Raw genomic sequence first — 19189 nt, forward strand, 5'->3', positions numbered from 1 at the left:
AGATATCCTTCAATATAACCTCATCATTACCATTTATAGATTGAAAACGTCAGTTTATATAATCACTCTATAAAAGATTGAAATTTAATAGAATATTTGTTCTGTATTAATCAGATAAGAAGCAATAAAGAAGAAATGCTTTTTTGTAAAACAAACTCTATTATGAAAAATTTATTAAAAGTAATATTAATGCTATTTGTATTTGCAAATGCATTTTTATCAATGGGGCAACAACAGCCTTTAGACAAAAATTATTTGCAATTAAGTCCAAGAGTTGGATACGATTTTCCGACCTATAATAACAATACACCCTATATCGATTATAAAGGTGGTTTAGATTTAGGAATTTCCTTAGATTATTACTGGACATGGTTTGGGCTAGGTGCAGATTTTGATTACATCAAAAACAAGCCAGAAAGTACGTATCCAATTATTGCAAGTACTTTACCTACAACCTTATCCGAAGCTAAAATTACACGTATGTTTTATGGAATTGGCCCAAATGTGCAACTAAGAAGTAATTCTGGTAAATTTAAAACTGAATTTAATACACGTTTTGGATTAGCATCCATAAAAGGTGGTAGAACACTTTTAGCAGGTCCAACAGCAGCAAACATATTAAATTTTCATGCTGGCTATAATGCATCAAGTGTATTTACATTTAAAGGTCAGGTTCGTTTTACTTATTTCTTATCCGAAAATTTTGGAATTAATGCAGGAGCCTATTATATACGACACTTCGGTGTTACGGAGTTAAATGAAGGTGGACTTTCTGCAAGTTACCAACCCTTTACGGAGGATGCTGGAGAATTTTATATTGATCAAGGAAATCCGATGGTAAGAAGTGAACCGTGCGATTGCGATATTTCATCAGTTGGTTTATTTGCAGGGGTTACTTTCAAGTTCAGTAAAAAGGAAAAATCTTGTCCAGTTTGTGGTGAAAATCACACACCTTATTGTTGTGCAACTTGTGGTTGTAATGTAACGGTAACAGCCAAAGATAAATTTACAGGAGAAACGTTACCTAATACAGATGTTGTATTAACTGATCTAAATGGTAATATTGTACAAACTGCTACTACAAATTCTTATGGAGTTGTTGTTTTTACAGAAGTACCAGAAGATAATTACGTAATTAGAGGAAAACTATACAATGTTACATTAGAAGAAGGAAGCATTACAAAAGAAGATTTTAAAAACTGTAAAAAGGAAAGTGCAGGTATACAAAAAGTGATTGTATATGCTGATGAAAATTTCATCTTAAAAGGAAATGTGGTAGAATGTAATTCTCCTAACGGAATACAAGGCGTAGATATTATCTTAAAAGATAAGCTTAAAGCAGGGCAAAAAAACACACTATCTGATGCAGAAGGAGATTTTATCTTTCATTTAAAACAAGCTTCAAGGTATGGCTTAAATGGTAAAAAAGATGGTTATTTCTCTAATGAAGTAGAAGTGGCTACCAATTCTTACAATAGAGAAAGCACTTTATTTATTGATTTTGAAATGTGTATAGATCCATGTGGAGTTGCCATTAAATTAGACAATATAAACTTCGATTTAGACAAAGCAATTATTTTACCAGCTGCAAAACCAGATTTAGATTATGTGGTGAAGTTAATGCAAGACAACCCAAGTATTACTGTAGAAATGTCTTCTCACACAGATAGCCAAGGAGGTGATGATTATAATCTAAGTTTATCTCAAAGAAGAGCAGATGCTACGGTAAATTATATTGTTGGTAAAGGCATTTCAAGAAGCAGGCTAGTTGGCCGTGGAGCAGGAGAGAGTGAATTAAAGAATACCAAATGTGCTAATAACGTACCATGTACAGATGACGAACATAGAATAAACCGAAGAACTGAGTTTAAAGTAGTTTGCTTTTAATAAGAATTTGTTTGAGTTAATTAATAATTAGTAAACCAAGTCAAGGCAGTAAAATGCTGTCTTGACTTACATTTAAAAACCTAGAAAATATGAAAACGAGATATAAAAATAGAAGAATTTTAAAATATGTAAGTATACTCTTTAGCTTGTTCGTGTTGATGAATTTTGTGAGTTGTAGTAATGATGAAAGTTGTGATTATGACGTGGAAGATGACGGATTTCCTTTTGCGTGTAGTGAAGGTATGGATGTGGCTTTTTTAATTGATTATACTGGAAGTATGGGAGGAGCAATAGATGGTATTAAAAGTTCTGTTGCTGCAATTGCAAATACAATCGTTACTGAGTCTGGGGGAGATTACAGACTCTCTTTATCAATTTTTGATGAACAACCAGAAGGTAATTTACCAGCTTATGCTGCCCAAACGGATTATGTAAGTTTGCCTGCAGGGCAAAAAGTAGTAAATTCTACATTTGCAACAAGGGATCAGTATTTAACTATGATGGAAAAATTTGGAACAAATAATAAAACCTCATTTAGTAATCAATTAGCAAAACTAAATGGAGCATTAAGTTTAGGTTCTGGAGTTGGGTCACCAGAACCTGGAGGCTTATTATTTAATGAACTGATAAATAATAGTTTTGCAGGAAATTGGAGAACAACTAATATTACTAAACTAGCTATAATTATAACTGATGCTGTTGCAGGTGGAGATGATGATATTGCTAATGGAATCGATGACACGTATTTGGCATCTCTTGCAGCAAAAGCAAACCTAGATGGTATTCAGGTAATTTTAGTTTCATCATTAGCTACATCAAATTATGAAATAAGTTTAGTAGATATCAATAACGGAGGTTTAAAACTTATGAATGCAAACTTGAACAATGTAGGTACAGATATTATTAAGCTAATTGAAGATATTTGTGTTAATAATGAAAAATAATTAAACTAATATTACTAATAATCATTCATGAAAAGGCAATGGAGATTGTATCAAAGTTGCTTTTTTAAACATTATCTTCAAAACGAATACAGATGTAATTTTTTTTGATATCAAACATTTTTTTAACATTTCATTAATTAACATTAACTTTCAAGAAAAAAATATGAAAAATTTAAAAATCAAACAGCTTTTTTACGCAACTATTACTGCTTTAATGTTTTATTCTTGTGCAAGCCCAATTGAAATATATGAAAAATCAGGGCACGCTATTACCATGAAGCAAAGCCACATTTTATATGAAAATTACAATGAAAACCTAAAACCTATTATTGAAAAAACTCAAAATTCTATTCTGCAAAGAGAAGGATATGAAGGGACTGAATATGTATTGATTAGCATACAACAATTAGAAAATTACATTCGATTTTTAAAGGAAGTAGAAAAAACGAATAAAGGTAATGAGAACAACAAAGTAACTGGAATTGCAATATTTTTAGGAGCTCATGACAAAACGAAAACACTTAGTTCTATGCCTAAATTTAATCATAATATTAAGAGTTTTGAAGAGATGAATGAGAAAAATGATAGGTTAGTTGGAGACATGAGACATAGAGAAACAGTTTTTTTAGCTCCAACCTTTAGAGAAAACCATAAAGATTCAATATTTACAAATGAGTTTCAAAGACATATTCCTTTTTTTATTGAATATACAGACCAAAATAATAAATATAAAGGGACTTATAAATATTTATTGCCTTACCTAAGAAATAAGAAAACTGAAAGTGCTACAAGATCTTTAGAAAGAAACTCAAGTTTAAATGCAGATGAGTTTAATATTATGCCACCAAGGCAATAACTTCTATAAAATAGCAACTAAAAAATAAATAATTTTGTTAGAAGTAATATATGATTCTGTAGTTTACTATCATTTATATTTGCAGATTATTCCTGCAATTATTGGTTTATTTTATATTAAGAAACTAGATGTTAAATATCGATATTTTGTACTATTGCTTTGGTATGGGGTGTTTAATGAAATTTTTGCTTTATACTATGGTAGATATATTGTAATACAAAAAAATGCAGTTTTTTATAATATATATAATGTCATTTACTTTAGTTATCTATTTTGGTTATTCTTTTCTAAATTCAATAGTAAAATATTTAAGAAAATAATTATATTTTTTGGAGTTCTATATTTTACAGTTGTTGCGTATGAATTACTGATTAAACAAATAGATTACACTAGTCAGAGTTTTTTAGAGTCTTACATAATTGGTGGATTTAGTATTTTAATTTTTGTAGCTTATTATTTAATGATGTTATTAACATCTAGTAAGCAAGAAAATGTATATTCAAATTTATTACTATGGATTGCTATTGCACATTTTATCTACTATTTAGGCTTTATACCTTTTAAAGTAGGTCAAAATTATTTTGCAAATTTTAAACAGTTTCATCATTTGTTTAGTTTATTAATTACAATTACAAGTTTAAAAAGTATCATTTTAAGTATCGGTTTTATATGCACTCACCAGAAGGTTCAATCATAGGTTATTCAATATTAATACTCGTTTTTTTAGGGGTATTACTAGTATTGCTTTTTTTTGTGTTTATAAATCGGAAAAACAAATTAGTGCGTGATAATTTTGAAACAACCATACAAAACCAAAAACGCCAACACGATTTAGAATTAAAGGCTTTGCGAAGTCAAATGAATCCACACTTTGTACATAATTCTTTAAATGCTATTCAATATTATATTCAACAGAATGATGTTGAAACATCAGAAAATTATTTAGCAAAATTCTCGAAATTGATGCGTCAGTTTTTTGATTATTCAAGACGGAAAAGTGTTAGTTTAAGTGAAGAAATTAGCTTGCTAGATAACTACCTTCAAATAGAAAAATTACGTTTCGAAGAAAAAATAGAGTACGAAATAAAAGTAGATCCAGAATTAGATATTGAAGAAGAACAGATACCTTCTATGCTTATACAACCGTTGGTGGAAAATGCTATAAACCATGGTTTATTTCACAAAAAAGGGAACGGAAAAGTAACTGTAATATTCAATTTTATAAATGCAAATTGCTTTAAAGTTAGTGTAATAGATAATGGTGTTGGTTTAAAAAAAACGAAAGAACTAAATACTTCTATAAAAAGTCAAAATGCTTCACATTCCTCAGAAGTATTAACTGAGCGAATTCATTTTTTAAATGAAAGTGGTTCTTGGAATGTGTGCCATAAAATGATAGATCGTTCTATAGAAATTGGTAAAACAGGTACAGAAATTGTTTTAGAATTTAATCAAAATTATTATGACAAAAATTAAAACGATACTTATTGATGATGAGCGGAAAGCATTATCTATTTTAAAAAATAAAATTGAAAGATACTGTCCAGACTTAGATATTATTGCAGAAACTCAGAGTCCAGAAAAAGGTTTAGAACTTATAGATAAATTGCAACCTCAACTGGTATTTATAGATATTGCAATGCCTGTAATGAATGGGTTTGATGTTTTAGCAAATGTAAAGAAGCCTAATTTTGAAATTATTTTTGTAACCGCTTTTGACCAATATGCAATAGATGCTATTAATTATAGTGCTATTGGTTACTTATTGAAGCCAGTGGATAATGAAACTTTAATAACAACCGTAATAAAGGCTTCTAAAAATATTGCTGATAAATCTGCCTTAGAAAAAAATAAATTACTGATAGAGAACTTAGGCATACAAAATTTTCAGAAGAAAAAAATAGTCATTCCATCTGCAGATGGATTAGAGTTTGTAAAAATAGATGCAATTATACATTGCGAAGGTGTAGATGGATATACTAAGATTCATTTTAGTAATCAAAAACCCATTTTAAGCTCACAAAGCATAGGTCATTTTAATAAATTATTACAGCAGCAAGATTTTTACTTAGTCCATAAATCTCATTTGATAAATCTAGAGCATATAAAAAAATATTTAAATGAAGGTTATGTATTATTAAGTGAGAATCATAAAGTGCCTGTCTCTAGAAATAGACGACAAGATTTTTTAAATAATCTAAAAGGTTAGTTTTTAAGTGTTTTTAAAAGGTAGTTAGTTCATTTAATGTTTCGTCAAAGAAGCTTTTATAGAGTAAAACGGCTCTTTATTTTCTTTCTCAATGATTTTAGAGAAATCCATTACATTTGTTATGTAGTCTAATGGCATAATAATTCAATGACTTTGTATGACAAGTACTGTTTTGCTGAACTTGTTTCTGTATTTGTCATCAACATAAAATTTAGTATTGAAACCGATTCATTTCTGAATCGGTTTTTTATACAAATAAATTTTGCTCTCTTAATAAAAAGGAAAATTTATGTTAAGTTTTATTCTTTAATTTCAATATCAATATTTCCGTCTCCATCAGTTTTTACACTTCCTTGTGGAGTTTCAATATTTACATTATTTTCAGTTTTAACTTCCGTCTTTTTTTCTGATTTTTTATCTTCTCTACAAGCGGTAAATGATATTGATAAACATACAAGTACAAATAATAATTTCTTCATTTTTTTATGTTTTTAATTCATAGTAAAATAAAGATAATTTTTTTCATTATTGAAAAAAAAAGGACGAATTATTTTTAAGTGCTCTTTTTTAGCTTTAGCTATTTTAAAGTGTTGTGGCTAATTTGTTTACTTTATTTAAATAAGTTCTACATCTACAAACCCATATTTTTTAGCATTATAATTTGTATTTAAAATCTTTAAAAATGATTAATTTCGTTGTTCAAATTTTTAAATGATTTACTTAGTATATTCTTTACTACTAATAATAGGGATTGTTTTTATTGGACTTTATTTATTTCAAGAGGAATTTATTTTTTTGAATGGTGATAAAGTAGATAAAAATTATCAATATAACTTTACAAACAAGTTTGAAGAAGTCTTTGTAAAAACTGATGGAGATAATGTAGTTAATGCACTTCACTTTCAATTACCAAATCCAAAAGGAGTTGTTTTATTTTGTCATGGAAATAAAGGGAATTTAACTAAGTGGGGAGATAGAGTTGCTTACTTTTTAGACTATAATTATGAAGTCTTTGTTTTCGATTATAGGAATTACGGAAAAAGTACGGGTATATATAATGAAGTAGCCATGTACAATGATGGTTTGGTTGTTTATAATCACCTAAAAAATAATTTCAAAGAAGAGAATATTGTGGTTTATGGGTTTTCTTTAGGCGGAACTTTTGCCACCAAAATAGCTTCTCTAAATAGCCCGAAAGAATTAATTATAGAAGCTCCTTTTTACAAATTTAAAAAAGCAGCGACTTATAAGTTTAAGTTTGTTCCAACTTTTTTGTTAAAATACCAATTTAGGTCTGATAAAGACATTTCTAAAGTAAGATGTCCTATTACACTGTTTCATGGTAATAAAGACACTACCACTTCTTATAAGCAATCTAAAAGGTTGTTAGCACTAAATTCATCAACTAAAAATAAGTATATAGAGATTGATGGAGGAACACATCATAATATTAGAGAATTTGCCATTTATAAAGAGAATTTAAAAGAAATCTTAGAGCGATAGTACTTCTTAAAATTTATAAATCGTATTTTTGATCACTTCAAAGAATAATAAAATGAGTAGTATTAAGAAAATTTTAAAGAAGAAGAAGTTCGTCAAAATAAAGCTAAAGAAAATTGCGACCAATCACTTGGAGTTAAAAGCAACAATCAATGGTGTAAAAGGGCGATTTATTCTAGATACAGGTGCTTCTAACTCTTGTGTAGGATTAGATATGATTACTCATTTTAATTTGGAAGCTCAAGAAAGTGAAACCAAAGCAGCTGGGGCAGGAGCAACCGATATGGAAACGTTGCAATCTGATAATAATTCTTTAAAAATAGGAAGCTGGAAAACAAATAAATGTCATTTAGTGTTGTTTAATTTATCTCATGTTAATACAGCTTTAACGCAGCACAAAGCAAAAGAAGTACATGGAATTATTGGTGCAGATGTGTTACAAAAGGGTAAAGCATTTATAGATTATCATAAAAAAGTTTTATACTTAAAGAAAACAAAAAAATAATTAATTTAAAATAAAATACAATGAGTTTGCAAAAACAAGTAATGGATAAAATGAAAGAAGCAATGAAAGCAAAAGATACGGTTGCTTTACAAGCTTTAAGAGCGGTTAAATCTGCCTTTTTATTAGCGAAAACGGAAACAGGTGTTCAAGCAGAAATTACAGAAGAGCAAGAAATTAAAATTATTCAGAAGCAAGTTAAACAAAGAAGAGACAGTGCAGCTATCTTTATAGAACAAGGTAGACAAGATTTAGCTGATCCAGAATTAGCTGAATTAGCTGTTTTAGAACAGTTTTTGCCAGAAGCCTTATCAGAAGAAGAAATTGAAAGTGTGGTTGTTGCTACGATTAGCAAAGTAGGAGCATCCGGAATGAAAGATATGGGGAAAGTTATGGGAATTGTTTCTGCTGAATTAGCAGGTAAAGCAGATGGTAAAACCATTTCTACTTTAGTAAAAAAAAAATTAATGTAAAAAATATTTTTGTTCTCTTTATAGAAAACAAAATGGCTGCGTAGTTCAACTGGATAGAATATCAGATTTCGGCTCTGAGGGTTGGGGGTTCGAATCCCTTCGCAGTCACAAAAAAAAGGCTAAGAATTACATTTTGTAATTCTTAGCCTTTTTTAGTTAATTTAGATTAATCTAATTATTCAATAACAACTTTTTTGCTTATTGTACCTTTGTTGCTATACATTTTTACAATGTATAGTCCGGTTGGTATTTGATTTTTTATGGCTAACTTATAGCTGTTTTTCTGTTCTGTAATGTTCCATAAGCTTGTTTTTTTACCGAGTATATTAAAAAGTTCTATTTTCTGTATTGTTATTTCTTCATTTTTAGAAATTAGAATATTTTTATTTTGATTATCAGCATAAATACTAGTTTCTGTAATTAGTGTATTGTTTTCTAGTTTAAGTGTGTTTGATGTAGATTCTTTAAAAGCTAAAACAAAACGATTAGAACAGACACCTTTATCTAAGGTTAAATTGATTTTTCCATCTTTTATGTTGTATGAATCTCCTGTAAGTTTATCCTTTATGTAAATTTCTCTAGAAATATTTTGAATTTTATCTACCATTAAATCTACTTGTCCAGAATACCCCATTGTAATTTCTAAAGGAACTTCTAAATCATCAGATATTTCTTGCACACCAGTAATTACATATTTTCTATGATCATCCTTAAATTTCCAATAGATGTCAGTTTCATTGTCGATAAATGACTCAGAATCGTAACCTTTTTCATAGTCAAATGAATTTGTTGCCTGAAAAGAGATTGCTATTTGATGATGTAACCTTAAGTTTTCTGTATTTGTATATTCAAACCCTAATTTAATGATTGGTAATAATTCAGTTTTGTTACTTCTTTGATCTTCAAAAGTTTTATTATAAGAAGCTTCTTTAGGTATTGGGTTTTTACATAATTCTGATGATGACCCTCTATTTGGAATTATATTGGCAAAAGTTTTAATATTTAAGAAAACGGATAGAAATACTATTAAATAGATAATTCCTTTAGTATAAGTTTTCTTTTCTTTAAGGTGTTGGTTTTTAGAAAAATTGAAGTTTTTTAAAAATAATTTCTGAGTGTTTTTTGTGTTATTCATTTTTTGGGGGATTATATTAAATAAACATTGTGTTAAATAGAATTACTGGGTATAGGCAAAAGTTTTAGTGTTAAAGAAATGGATAGAAGTAAACACTATAAAAAAAGACAAGTTCTTTTTAATGGTGTTTTTTAGAAAAGTAGAATATTTAAAAAAATATTTTCTTGGTATTTTAGTGTTATTCATTTTTTGGGGGATTATATTAAATAAATACTGTTTTAAAAGTAACTAAATAATATTGGGTTTGCTAATTTTTTTCCTATAAATGATTAAATAATTGTTAATTACTGTATTATTATCTAATAAAACAAGGTTTTTGTTGAGGATTCAGTTGTTTTTTAGGTGGTTGTCACGATACTTCTTAATTATTATACTTATAAAAAAAGAATAAAAAAAAAGCTGAATAATGATTTCATTATTCAGCTTTAATTAATATAGTTATTTTTAGTGTTTATTCAATAATAACCTTTTTGTTTGTTTCACCTTTACTAGTATTCATTTTTACAATGTAAATACCCGTTGGTATTTGTTTTTTGATATCTAATTGATACGTATTTTTTTGTTCTTTAATGTTCCAAACACTCACTTTCTTACCAAGAATATCAAACAACTCAACTTTATTAATTTCGACTTCATTACTAATAGAAATAACAATTTGCTTGTTTTCATTGTCTGCATAAATATTAGTGTTTGAAGCTAAAATTTCATCTTCTACATTTAAAGCAGTGTTCGGAGAAAATGCAAGTACAAAACGATCTGGATAAACTCCTTTTTCTAAAGTTAAAGTTATTTTTTCGTTTTTAACATCATAAGAAATTCCTGTAAGTTTATCTGTAATATAGATGTCTCTAGAAACATTTTGAATTTCATCTACCATTAAGTTTACTTGACCAGAATAATCAATTACTAATTCTAATGGAACTTCTAACTCAGTAGAGATAGCTTGTACACCAGCAATTACATAATTTTTATCGTCATTAGGGAATTTCCAATACATATCTGTGTTACCAGTTTCGTATACTTCAGAATCATATCCTTTATCAAAATCAAAAGAGTTTGCTGCATCAAAAGAAATTGCTATTTGATGGTGCAGTAATACCTCATCAGTATTTTGATACTCAAACCCTAATTTAATAATAGGTAATAAATTAGAAGTACTTACTGTTTTACTTTTCTCTTCACTTGTTTTAAAGAAAACAGATTGATCACCTTCTGTAACATAAGCTCTTTGGCTGTTGTTAAAGTTAATAGCTCCACCTGTTATTGGATCTGCTTCAATAAAGAAACCTTGTCCTATTGCAACATAAGGAAGTGGTTCTTTGTAAATATTATCACCTCCAATAATTCCAACACCTCCAGTACCATTACTGCTATTATTTGCTACTCGATCTGCAGATACTGCTGTAGTTAAATTTAGAGTTGCATACCCACCAATATATCCACCAAATACGTGACCATCAATTCCACTTCCTTCTCCAAGTTCACTTTCATGATGTTCCCAGAAATAAAGTGTTACTGTAGTATGATCATAATTGTCCATCATAAATTTACGAGCATTCATTGCAGATGGAAAAGGATTACCAATTAAATAATCATCGCCTGCACTTACAGGAAGCGCTGTATTAAAGTCTCCATCATTAGGCGTACCTTCAAAAGTGTAGTTTTGAGTTTTACCAGGACCTTTAAAAATAAATCCATCTCCTCTGTTTATAACTCCGTCTTTATATTTATGTGCCCAGTTAGCTCTACCGTTAGAAGCAGGAGCGTAGGTGTATATCCAATAATCTGCTAATGAAATACCTGTAGAAGTAAAAGAACCATCATAGCCAGAAACAAAAGTAATGTCTTTTGGATTTGCTGGGTCTGTACCATCTTTTAATACATCTTGTACTGTATAAGTAGTACCTAGTGAGTTTACAGGAGAACTCATATAACCATATCTGTATAAACTTGGTATTTCTGAGTTTTGATCTACTAATAGATTTCCTATAACACCAGTAACAGTACTTGTAATTGTGCTAGTACCAGTATGCGTTTGTACTAATTGTGCTAACGTACCTGCTAAACGAATATCACCATCTAAAGTAATGTCATTAGTAACTACTAATAGTTGATCTGTTACGGTTAACTTTACAGTCGGGTTTACTTTCAACTTTCTAGCACTTAATCTACTCTCGGTATGTTCGAAATTTTGATCTATTACTACAGAACGAGATCTATCTGGATAACCATTTGTATACACATTATTACCAGTTGTTGAAGTAGTAATGTTAATTCTATGTAGTCCTAATAAAGTATTCGCTTCTGAATTAGATGTTGTTATTTCAGAAATTAGTGGGTCTTGAGGGTGTCTCTTTACATCATCAGATACTAGTTCTCCAACTGCTTCGTATGTAGAAATTGCATCATCTATAAATACAACCCATTCTTCTGCATTATAATCTTTGTTTGTTGTTAAACTTTCGTCTATTCTAACAACAGAAGTATTGTTGGTAACATTAGAAACAACATCATATCTATGATCCCATGCATAAACTCCATTAGATGCAGATAATATAATGATATCGTTAATAGTATCATCTAAATCAGTTAATGCATCATTATCTACAATTGTTCTACCTGTTACTGATTCAGATTCTGGAGTAAATGTATTATTCGAGTTTCTAAATAATACTGATTTCCCAGCAAGTAAAGGTGTTGTTAAAATGTAAGATGCATTAGGATCAATATTTGTTTGATCTCCCGTTTTATCTTTAAATAAATGAATTTTCACACTATTTGGAAGTATAGTAGAAGTACCTATGTTGGTAATTTCTATCCATTTTTCAGATCCAAGATGATATACTTGAGTTATCATAACATTAGCAGCTTCTGGAATATCTCTATAATCTAAATTTCCACCAGTATTAACATCATTGTCTTCATCACCAAATGCATCTTCTAAAGAAGTGTCTGAGGTACCTATGTTGGTTACTTTATTACCATCACCTAACCCATCATTTACTGTAGATCCTGCAATGGCAGAGTCATCATTATCGTCAAAAGCATTATCTAAACCGTCATTATCATCATCATTACCAGAAGCAACATCTAATGGGTGTCCGTTTTCTGATATATCAGGAATATTGTCATTGTCTGAATCTAAATCTAAATAGTCAGGATTATCTGTACCATCTGTATTTTCTGGAATCAAACCAATATTATTACCATCTTCGTATGTATCATCTACACCATTATTGTTTGTGTCTGTTATTCCTGTAGCTATGCCAGACGGAGCATTATATTCATTTGTTGTCTGTGCTTCTACATTATCAGGAATACCATCATTATCTGCATCTATATCTAAAAAGTTAGGTATGCTGTCATTATCTTCATCACCTTTTGTGTATGTATTTGGTTTTCCATTTCCGTCTGTATCTTCACCTGTTATTACTAAAGGTGTATTTACATCTATAGATCCATCAACAGCATCATCAAAACCATTATTGTTTGTATCTGTTGTAAGTGTCCCATCAGCATTAATAGTATCTACTTTACCATCTCTATTAGCATCAGTTCCTCCCGCTTCAATAATATCTACAATACCATCGTTGTCAGAGTCTAAATCTATGCTATTTGGTATGCCATCTCCATCTGTATCTAAGTTTTCTAAATTATTACCTCCAGTAATATCAGTATCATAACGATCATCTAAACCATTATTGTTCGCATCGTTTATAAGAGTATTATCAGCATTAATATCATCTACTAGTCCGTTTCCATCAGTATCTTCTCCGCCAGCTTCAATTAAGTCTGGTATACCGTCATTATCTGAATCTAAATCTAAAGAATTAGGTATTCCGTCATTATCTGTGTCTTCGCAATTATTTGAGAAAATGCTTACTAAATCTAGAGCAGCTCCAATTCCTATAGAACCAGGTACAGGAGGAGATGCTTGAAACTCTAATGATGTTTCTGTTGTAGTAGCTACAAATACTGTAGTAAAACGATACCATTTTTTAGGCCCCACAACTCCGTTTACAGCACCTTCAGCTATTGCAGTTAATGTTTTATCTAGAATATTAGAACTAGAGGCGTCTTTTACTTTTACATTTAAAGTAACATCTTGACCTGTTTCATGACCAATATCTTCTCCCCAATAAAAAGAAAGTGTATATGTATTACCTGGTACTGTAGAAATAGTTTGTGAAAGAATATTACTTACACCTCCATCACTTTTATCGTTATTACCAAGAACATCTACATATTGGTTTCCGCTATAAGCTGCTGCAAAATTACTAGTTATCCAACTTGGAGATTGTCCTCCAACCCATCCGTCTAGGTTCTGGCTATAATTCCAACCTGTTAACGTGTTTGTATTTAAAGTTTTTCCTATAAATGTACCGTAGGGTCCTGTTCCTCCATTAGGAAATTCAGTTGTACTTGAAAAATCTTGAAGTTCAAAATCTCCGTTTATAATTAAGTTACCACAACCTTCATCAGTATCTAAAATACCATCGTTATCATCATCTAAATCATAAAAATCAGGAACACCGTCATTATCAGTATCTTTAATGTCTCTATAGTCTAGATTTCCATTTCCAGGGAAGTCATTATCTTCATCTCCAAAAGCAGTATCTAAATCACTTGAAGTAGTTACTTCTTTAAGTGTACTAGAACCATCATTTACAATAGTCCTTGAGTTTTCAGCATCATTATTGTCATCAAAAATATCATTTAATCCATCACCATCTTCATCTGCATTTATGTCTATAATTGCATTATTTGCAGTGTCTCCGTTTTCTGAAATATCAGGAATACCATCATTGTCTGAATCTAAATCTAAATAATCTTGATTATCTTTATTGTCTGTGTTTACTGGGATAAGACCAATACCACTAACTTCGTAATTATCATCTACACCATTTTTATTAGCGTCTAACATTGCTCCGTTAGGGTTGCTAGGTGCTATATAACCACTAGTTGTTTGTGCTTCTATATTATCTGGTATACCATCATTATCTGCATCGATATCTATATGATTTAATTTACCATCACCATCGTAATCTTTACTTGGATACGAGTTTGGTTTACCATCTGCATTTGTGTCTATACCTGTAATAATTAAGACATTATTTATATTTTCTGATGTACCATCTTGACCAACATCTCCATCAATTAGGTCGTTAAAACCATCGTTATCTGTGTCTACAAAACTATCAGCAATACCGTCTCTATTAGTATCTAAACCACCAGCTTCTATAACATCTGTTATTCCATCGTTGTCTGAATCTAAATCTTTTGTATCTGGAATGCCATCATTGTCTGAATCTGGGTATGTAATTGCATTGGTATTTGTACCGCTATTAACATCATAAAGATCATCTAAACCATCTCTGTCTAAGTCATTTAAAAGTTGGCTTGTTGTTGGATCTATATCATCTACTTTACCGTCACCATTAGTATCTACACCACCAGCTTCTACAATATCAGGAATACCATCATTATCTGAGTCTAAATCTAAATGATCAGGAATTCCGTCGCTATCTGTGTCAATAGATTCTCCGTTTCTACCTATAGTATTACCATCTAAACCTGTTTTAATAAGAGCAATACCGTCTGTACCGTCTGTACCTGGTCCGTCTGAAGCATTTTCATCATAAATATCTGCTAAACCATCTTTGTCTGCATCTAAATTTGTGTCTACATGTCCGTCTCCATTTGCGTCAATACCACCAGCTTCTATTAAATCTGGAATACCGTCGTTGTCTGCATCTAAGTCTAAATGATCAGGAATTCCGTCGCTATCTGTATCAATAGAGCTACCATCACCACTTACCATATTACCATCTGCATCTGTTTCTACAAGTGCAGTACCGTTTGTACCATCTAATCTTGGTCCATCAGAAGCATTTTCATCATAAATATCTGCAAGACCATCTTTGTCTGCATCTAAATTATTGTCTATACGTCCGTCTCCATTAGTATCTGTACCGCCAGCTTCCATTAAATCTGTAATACCATCGTTATCTGCATCTAAGTCTAAATAATCAGGGATTCCGTCACTATCAGTATCAATAGATTCTCCATCACCACCTATCATGTTACCTGCTGCATCGGTTTTAACAAGAGGAGTACCATCTGTACCAGAATCACCAGGTCCGTTAGAAGCATTTTCATCGTAAATATCTGCTAAACCATCTTGATCTATATCAGTTGCATCATCTACACGACCATCACCGTTAGTATCTATACCACCTGCTTCTACAAGGTCTGGAATACCATCGTTATCTGAATCTAAATCTAAATAATCTTTAATACCATCTCCATCTGAATCTGGATTAGAAATAGGTGTACCTGCAACCCAATTTGGAGTACCTCCAGCAGTGTCTGTATCATCATACATATCTGCTAAACCGTCTCCGTCTAAATCTACCATACTTGCAGGGTCTCCTGCAGTTGGGTAGTCTATTAATCCATCACCGTTAGTATCTATACCACCTGCTTCTACGATATCTGGAATACCATCATTATCTGAATCTAAGTCTAAGTAATCTGGAATACCATCTCCATCCGTATCTGTAAGTGGACAAAAATTCATTGAGGTTATTGCAGAAGTTACATTACTATTTTGACTATTTTGATAAGTTTGATCTTTACCTGTTCTTATTGTAATCGTATCTACTAAACCATCTACTGAAAAAGTGAAAGTATTTTCTGTAACTGCTGTTCCACCACCACTTTGTCGACCTACAATTTGGTTTGATTTTACAAATTGCCAACCATTACTATTGTTAAAATTGGTTGGATTAAAATTACTGAAATTAGAATTATCTACAGTTATAGGTGAACCATTATAAGAAGCATTCATCTCATAATAATCATGATTATTTAACCCTGCTACATCAAAAGATAACCCCGAGACTGGTTTAGGAAATGTTATTGTTATCGTTGCATAATTTTCGGTTGATATACTCGATGTTTGAATAGGTTGAAAATAGATATGTTCACCAATGGCATTATTTGTATTTATTTGAATACCATTACTACTAAATTTTGCTTGACCATTAAAAGTAACATTTACATCAAAAGCTCCGTTTGAAAGACCTTGTAAAGGTAGTTGTGATTCTAAATTTGTAGCTGTAGCGTAAGGGGCTAATGCTATTTCATTTATACCAGAAACCGAGCCTTCAAAACAATTTGCAGAATCGCTGTATTCTACTGAATCTGGAATACCATCATTATCAGAATCTAAATCTAAATAATCAGGTACGCCATCACCATCTGTATCTAAACAAGTAGCGCTATCAGAACTATCTGTTACAGCAGAAGTTGTACCTGTATAACCATCGCTATCAAGAACTGTACCTGAGGTAGAAATACCTGTACCATCTATTTCACCATCATTATCTGCGTCTGTAAAACCAGCTTCTTTAACATCAGAACATCCATCTCCGTCTGAATCTTTATTTATATAGTTTGTAACTGTTGTAGGGTCTGTATTTGCAGGTATTAACGCTTTTCCTGAACAGTCTGTTACATCAATATTTGACATAGTATATTCTACCCCATATATAAGTACATTAGTGTCGTATTGGGTAATTCTAATATAGTCGGCACTAATATCTGTAGTAAAAGTATAAGCTGTTGGACCTACTGAGTTAACGGTATATTCTCGGTGATAATCCAACTGAGTACCATTAGAATCACTAGAATATATTTGACCCTTTGGAGAGCCTGAAGAGCTTCCTAAATATACTGTTACTTGAGTGTTAGCTGGAATTGTTTGTGCAAAACCTACAACAAGAAACCCAGTAGGATAAGTGGTTGCAGCCGTTGCATAAGTCGTTCCAGGAACTCCAAGAGCATTGTTTGTATTTGTAACTTTGGTAGAGGTTGCTACTGAGGTAGCATAATATGTTGTACCACCTGGAATAGCTGCTATTTGACAAGTACCATCATAAATATCTGCTAAACCATCATTGTCTGAGTCAGTTAAGTCATCTGCAATTCCGTTGTTATCTGCATCCGTTCCACCTGCTTCTAAAAGATCATAGATACCATCATTATCAGAATCTAAATCTAAGAAATTTGGAAGATTATCTGAATCTGAATTAATAGGAGTTAACCCTGATCCTGCTGAACTTGGTATGCCATCTTCATTGACATTACCATCGGCTAAACCATCGTTGTTTGAATCTGTACCACCAGCTTCTATAACATCAGTTATACCATCATTATCAGAATCTAAGTCTAAATGGTTAGGTATTCCGTCTTCGTCAAAATCATAAACATCAGGTATACCATCATTATTTGTGTCTGTATAGTCAGTAGTACCGCCTGGTCCACCATTTCCATTGTCTTCATTATCTTGGTAATTAAATACACCATCATTATCTTCATCTCCAAAAGGATCATTTCCACCACTTTCTATAGTATCTAAAATACCATCATTATCAGAATCTAAATCTAAATAATCAGGTACGCCATCACCATCAGAATCACGTCTAACAGTAATTGTAACTGTTGCAGTATCACAAGTTGTAGTATTTGGTGCAGGTAAACATACTTGGTATTCAAAAGTGTCTACTCCAACAAAATTTTCATTTGGTGTATATTTATAAGTACCGTCTGCATTAAATTCTAAAGTACCATTACTTGGGCCTGAACCAATATTACTGTAAGTTGAACCATCTGGTACTTGATTGTTAGTTGTAACGTCACCGTTTAAAAAAGCTTGGTTCCAAATAATTTCTTCTTGAGAGTCGGTAGCATAAGATTGTACGATAAAAAACTTACCATCACCATGATCACTAGAAGCTGCAGTCATTTGAACTCTAGTAATTTTAGAACCAGTAGGCGCTATTTCATTTAAATAAAACAATGCAATACCTAAGGTTCCGTTATTATCTAAAACACGATCTGTTAACCAATAATCAGAATTTGTACTAGGAGTAGTAATAGCTCCCTCATCACCTAATTTAGCATTATTACCAGTACCAGAACCGGTACCACCATAGCCCCATTTAGCTCCATTATTTGTAACAACAAAAGTTTCTCCTAAAGATTGTTCTGTACCGCCAGATGCAGGTGTACCAAAAACCTCTATATGAAAACAGTTATTACCATTTCTTTCTGTAATAGCTACAATTGCTCCTTGATTTGAAGGGATTGCAGGGCTATATAATAATGATTGTCTTTGTGCTCCGGTAGTTTCTTCAGCGTTAAAATTATTACAAATTGCTGCCCCATTGCCGTATGCGGTAAAATAATGGTTTAAGTTTTTATCTTGAAAAGCAGCCAATGCTTTTATGTTCCAATCAGCACTTCCGTAACCATTTGTTGCAGGGTTAGAGTTTGATCCACTACCTGATATAGTTACACTACCATTTTCTCTAATGGAATTTTGGTTCTGACCAGCTGTACCTAATTTAGTTAATTGATAACCAGAAGGAACTGCGAATAGATTGTACTCTGCACCATCTATAGAAATACTTTCTAAATTTATTGGATCTGTTGTTGAAGTTTGATCACTTGCCCATTTAAAAGTTGCACCTGTTTTAATACTCGATGCATTTGAAGGTGCTATTTGTGCTTGAATATTAGTGGTAAAAAAGAAAAGGAAATTACATATAATTAATCCTTTTACAAATAAGTATTTGTTTTTCATATATTTTACTTTGATAAGTATGAATTTTAAATTT

Annotated in this window: 12 protein-coding genes and 1 tRNA gene; 10 read left to right on the forward strand and 3 right to left on the reverse strand. The window is 31.1% G+C overall.

Annotation, left to right across the window (positions count from 1 at the left end):
- Nucleotides 1–162 precede the first annotated feature (162 nt).
- The 6 genes from H0I27_RS03505 to H0I27_RS03530 all read left to right on the forward strand — a co-directional run bounded on the left by H0I27_RS03505 (nucleotide 163) and on the right by H0I27_RS03530 (nucleotide 5896).
- Nucleotides 163–1887: an OmpA family protein gene (locus tag H0I27_RS03505; RefSeq protein ID WP_218732526.1), complete on the forward strand. Its 1725-nt coding sequence runs from the start codon at nucleotides 163–165 to the stop codon at nucleotides 1885–1887.
- 89 nt (nucleotides 1888–1976) lie between these two features.
- Nucleotides 1977–2831 (forward strand): hypothetical protein, encoded by an 855-nt coding sequence (locus tag H0I27_RS03510; protein WP_218732527.1) that lies wholly within the window; start codon nucleotides 1977–1979, stop codon nucleotides 2829–2831.
- Nucleotides 2832–2994: 163 nt separating this feature from the next.
- Nucleotides 2995–3687, forward strand: coding sequence for a hypothetical protein (locus H0I27_RS03515; protein WP_218732528.1), 693 nt, complete (start codon nucleotides 2995–2997; stop codon nucleotides 3685–3687).
- A 34-nt stretch (nucleotides 3688–3721) separates the two neighbouring features.
- Nucleotides 3722–4384 carry a hypothetical protein gene (locus H0I27_RS03520; RefSeq protein WP_218732529.1) on the forward strand — a complete coding sequence of 221 codons (663 nt, stop codon included), beginning with the start codon at nucleotides 3722–3724 and terminating at the stop codon, nucleotides 4382–4384.
- Between the two features lie 83 nt (nucleotides 4385–4467).
- Nucleotides 4468–5163, forward strand: coding sequence for a sensor histidine kinase (locus H0I27_RS03525; RefSeq protein WP_254713137.1), 696 nt, complete (start codon nucleotides 4468–4470; stop codon nucleotides 5161–5163).
- Nucleotides 5150–5896 (forward strand): LytTR family DNA-binding domain-containing protein, encoded by a 747-nt coding sequence (locus H0I27_RS03530; RefSeq protein ID WP_218732531.1) that lies wholly within the window; start codon nucleotides 5150–5152, stop codon nucleotides 5894–5896. The genes H0I27_RS03525 and H0I27_RS03530 overlap by 14 nt, the downstream gene beginning before the upstream one ends.
- Nucleotides 5897–6195: 299 nt before the next feature.
- Here H0I27_RS03530 and H0I27_RS03535 read toward each other — a convergent pair whose 3' ends face one another.
- Nucleotides 6196–6375, reverse strand: a complete 180-nt coding sequence (locus H0I27_RS03535; protein ID WP_218732532.1) for a hypothetical protein — start codon at nucleotides 6373–6375, stop codon at nucleotides 6196–6198.
- A 232-nt stretch (nucleotides 6376–6607) separates the two neighbouring features.
- Between H0I27_RS03535 and H0I27_RS03540 the strand changes: the two genes are divergently transcribed.
- From H0I27_RS03540 to H0I27_RS03555, 4 genes are all read left to right on the forward strand, one after another.
- A complete protein-coding gene (locus tag H0I27_RS03540; RefSeq protein ID WP_218732533.1) occupies nucleotides 6608–7399 on the forward strand; it encodes an alpha/beta hydrolase in 792 nt (263 codons plus the stop codon).
- Nucleotides 7400–7451: 52 nt separating this feature from the next.
- Nucleotides 7452–7901 (forward strand): retropepsin-like aspartic protease, encoded by a 450-nt coding sequence (locus H0I27_RS03545; RefSeq protein WP_218732534.1) that lies wholly within the window; start codon nucleotides 7452–7454, stop codon nucleotides 7899–7901.
- Nucleotides 7902–7921: 20 nt separating this feature from the next.
- On the forward strand, nucleotides 7922–8371 hold the full coding sequence (locus tag H0I27_RS03550) for a GatB/YqeY domain-containing protein (protein WP_218732535.1): 450 nt from the start codon (nucleotides 7922–7924) through the stop codon (nucleotides 8369–8371).
- Nucleotides 8372–8405: 34 nt separating this feature from the next.
- Nucleotides 8406–8479, forward strand: a tRNA-Arg gene (locus H0I27_RS03555).
- Between the two features lie 67 nt (nucleotides 8480–8546).
- On the opposite strand, the gene H0I27_RS03560 is transcribed toward H0I27_RS03555, so the two are convergent.
- Nucleotides 8547–9506, reverse strand: a complete 960-nt coding sequence (locus H0I27_RS03560) for a T9SS type A sorting domain-containing protein (RefSeq protein WP_218732536.1) — start codon at nucleotides 9504–9506, stop codon at nucleotides 8547–8549.
- Nucleotides 9507–9957: 451 nt separating this feature from the next.
- A complete protein-coding gene (locus H0I27_RS03565) occupies nucleotides 9958–19155 on the reverse strand; it encodes a T9SS type A sorting domain-containing protein (RefSeq protein ID WP_218732537.1) in 9198 nt (3065 codons plus the stop codon).
- Between the last annotated feature and the right edge of the window lie 34 nt (nucleotides 19156–19189).

This window comes from Polaribacter sp. HaHaR_3_91 (assembly GCF_019278525.1).
GTDB lineage: Bacteria > Bacteroidota > Bacteroidia > Flavobacteriales > Flavobacteriaceae > Polaribacter.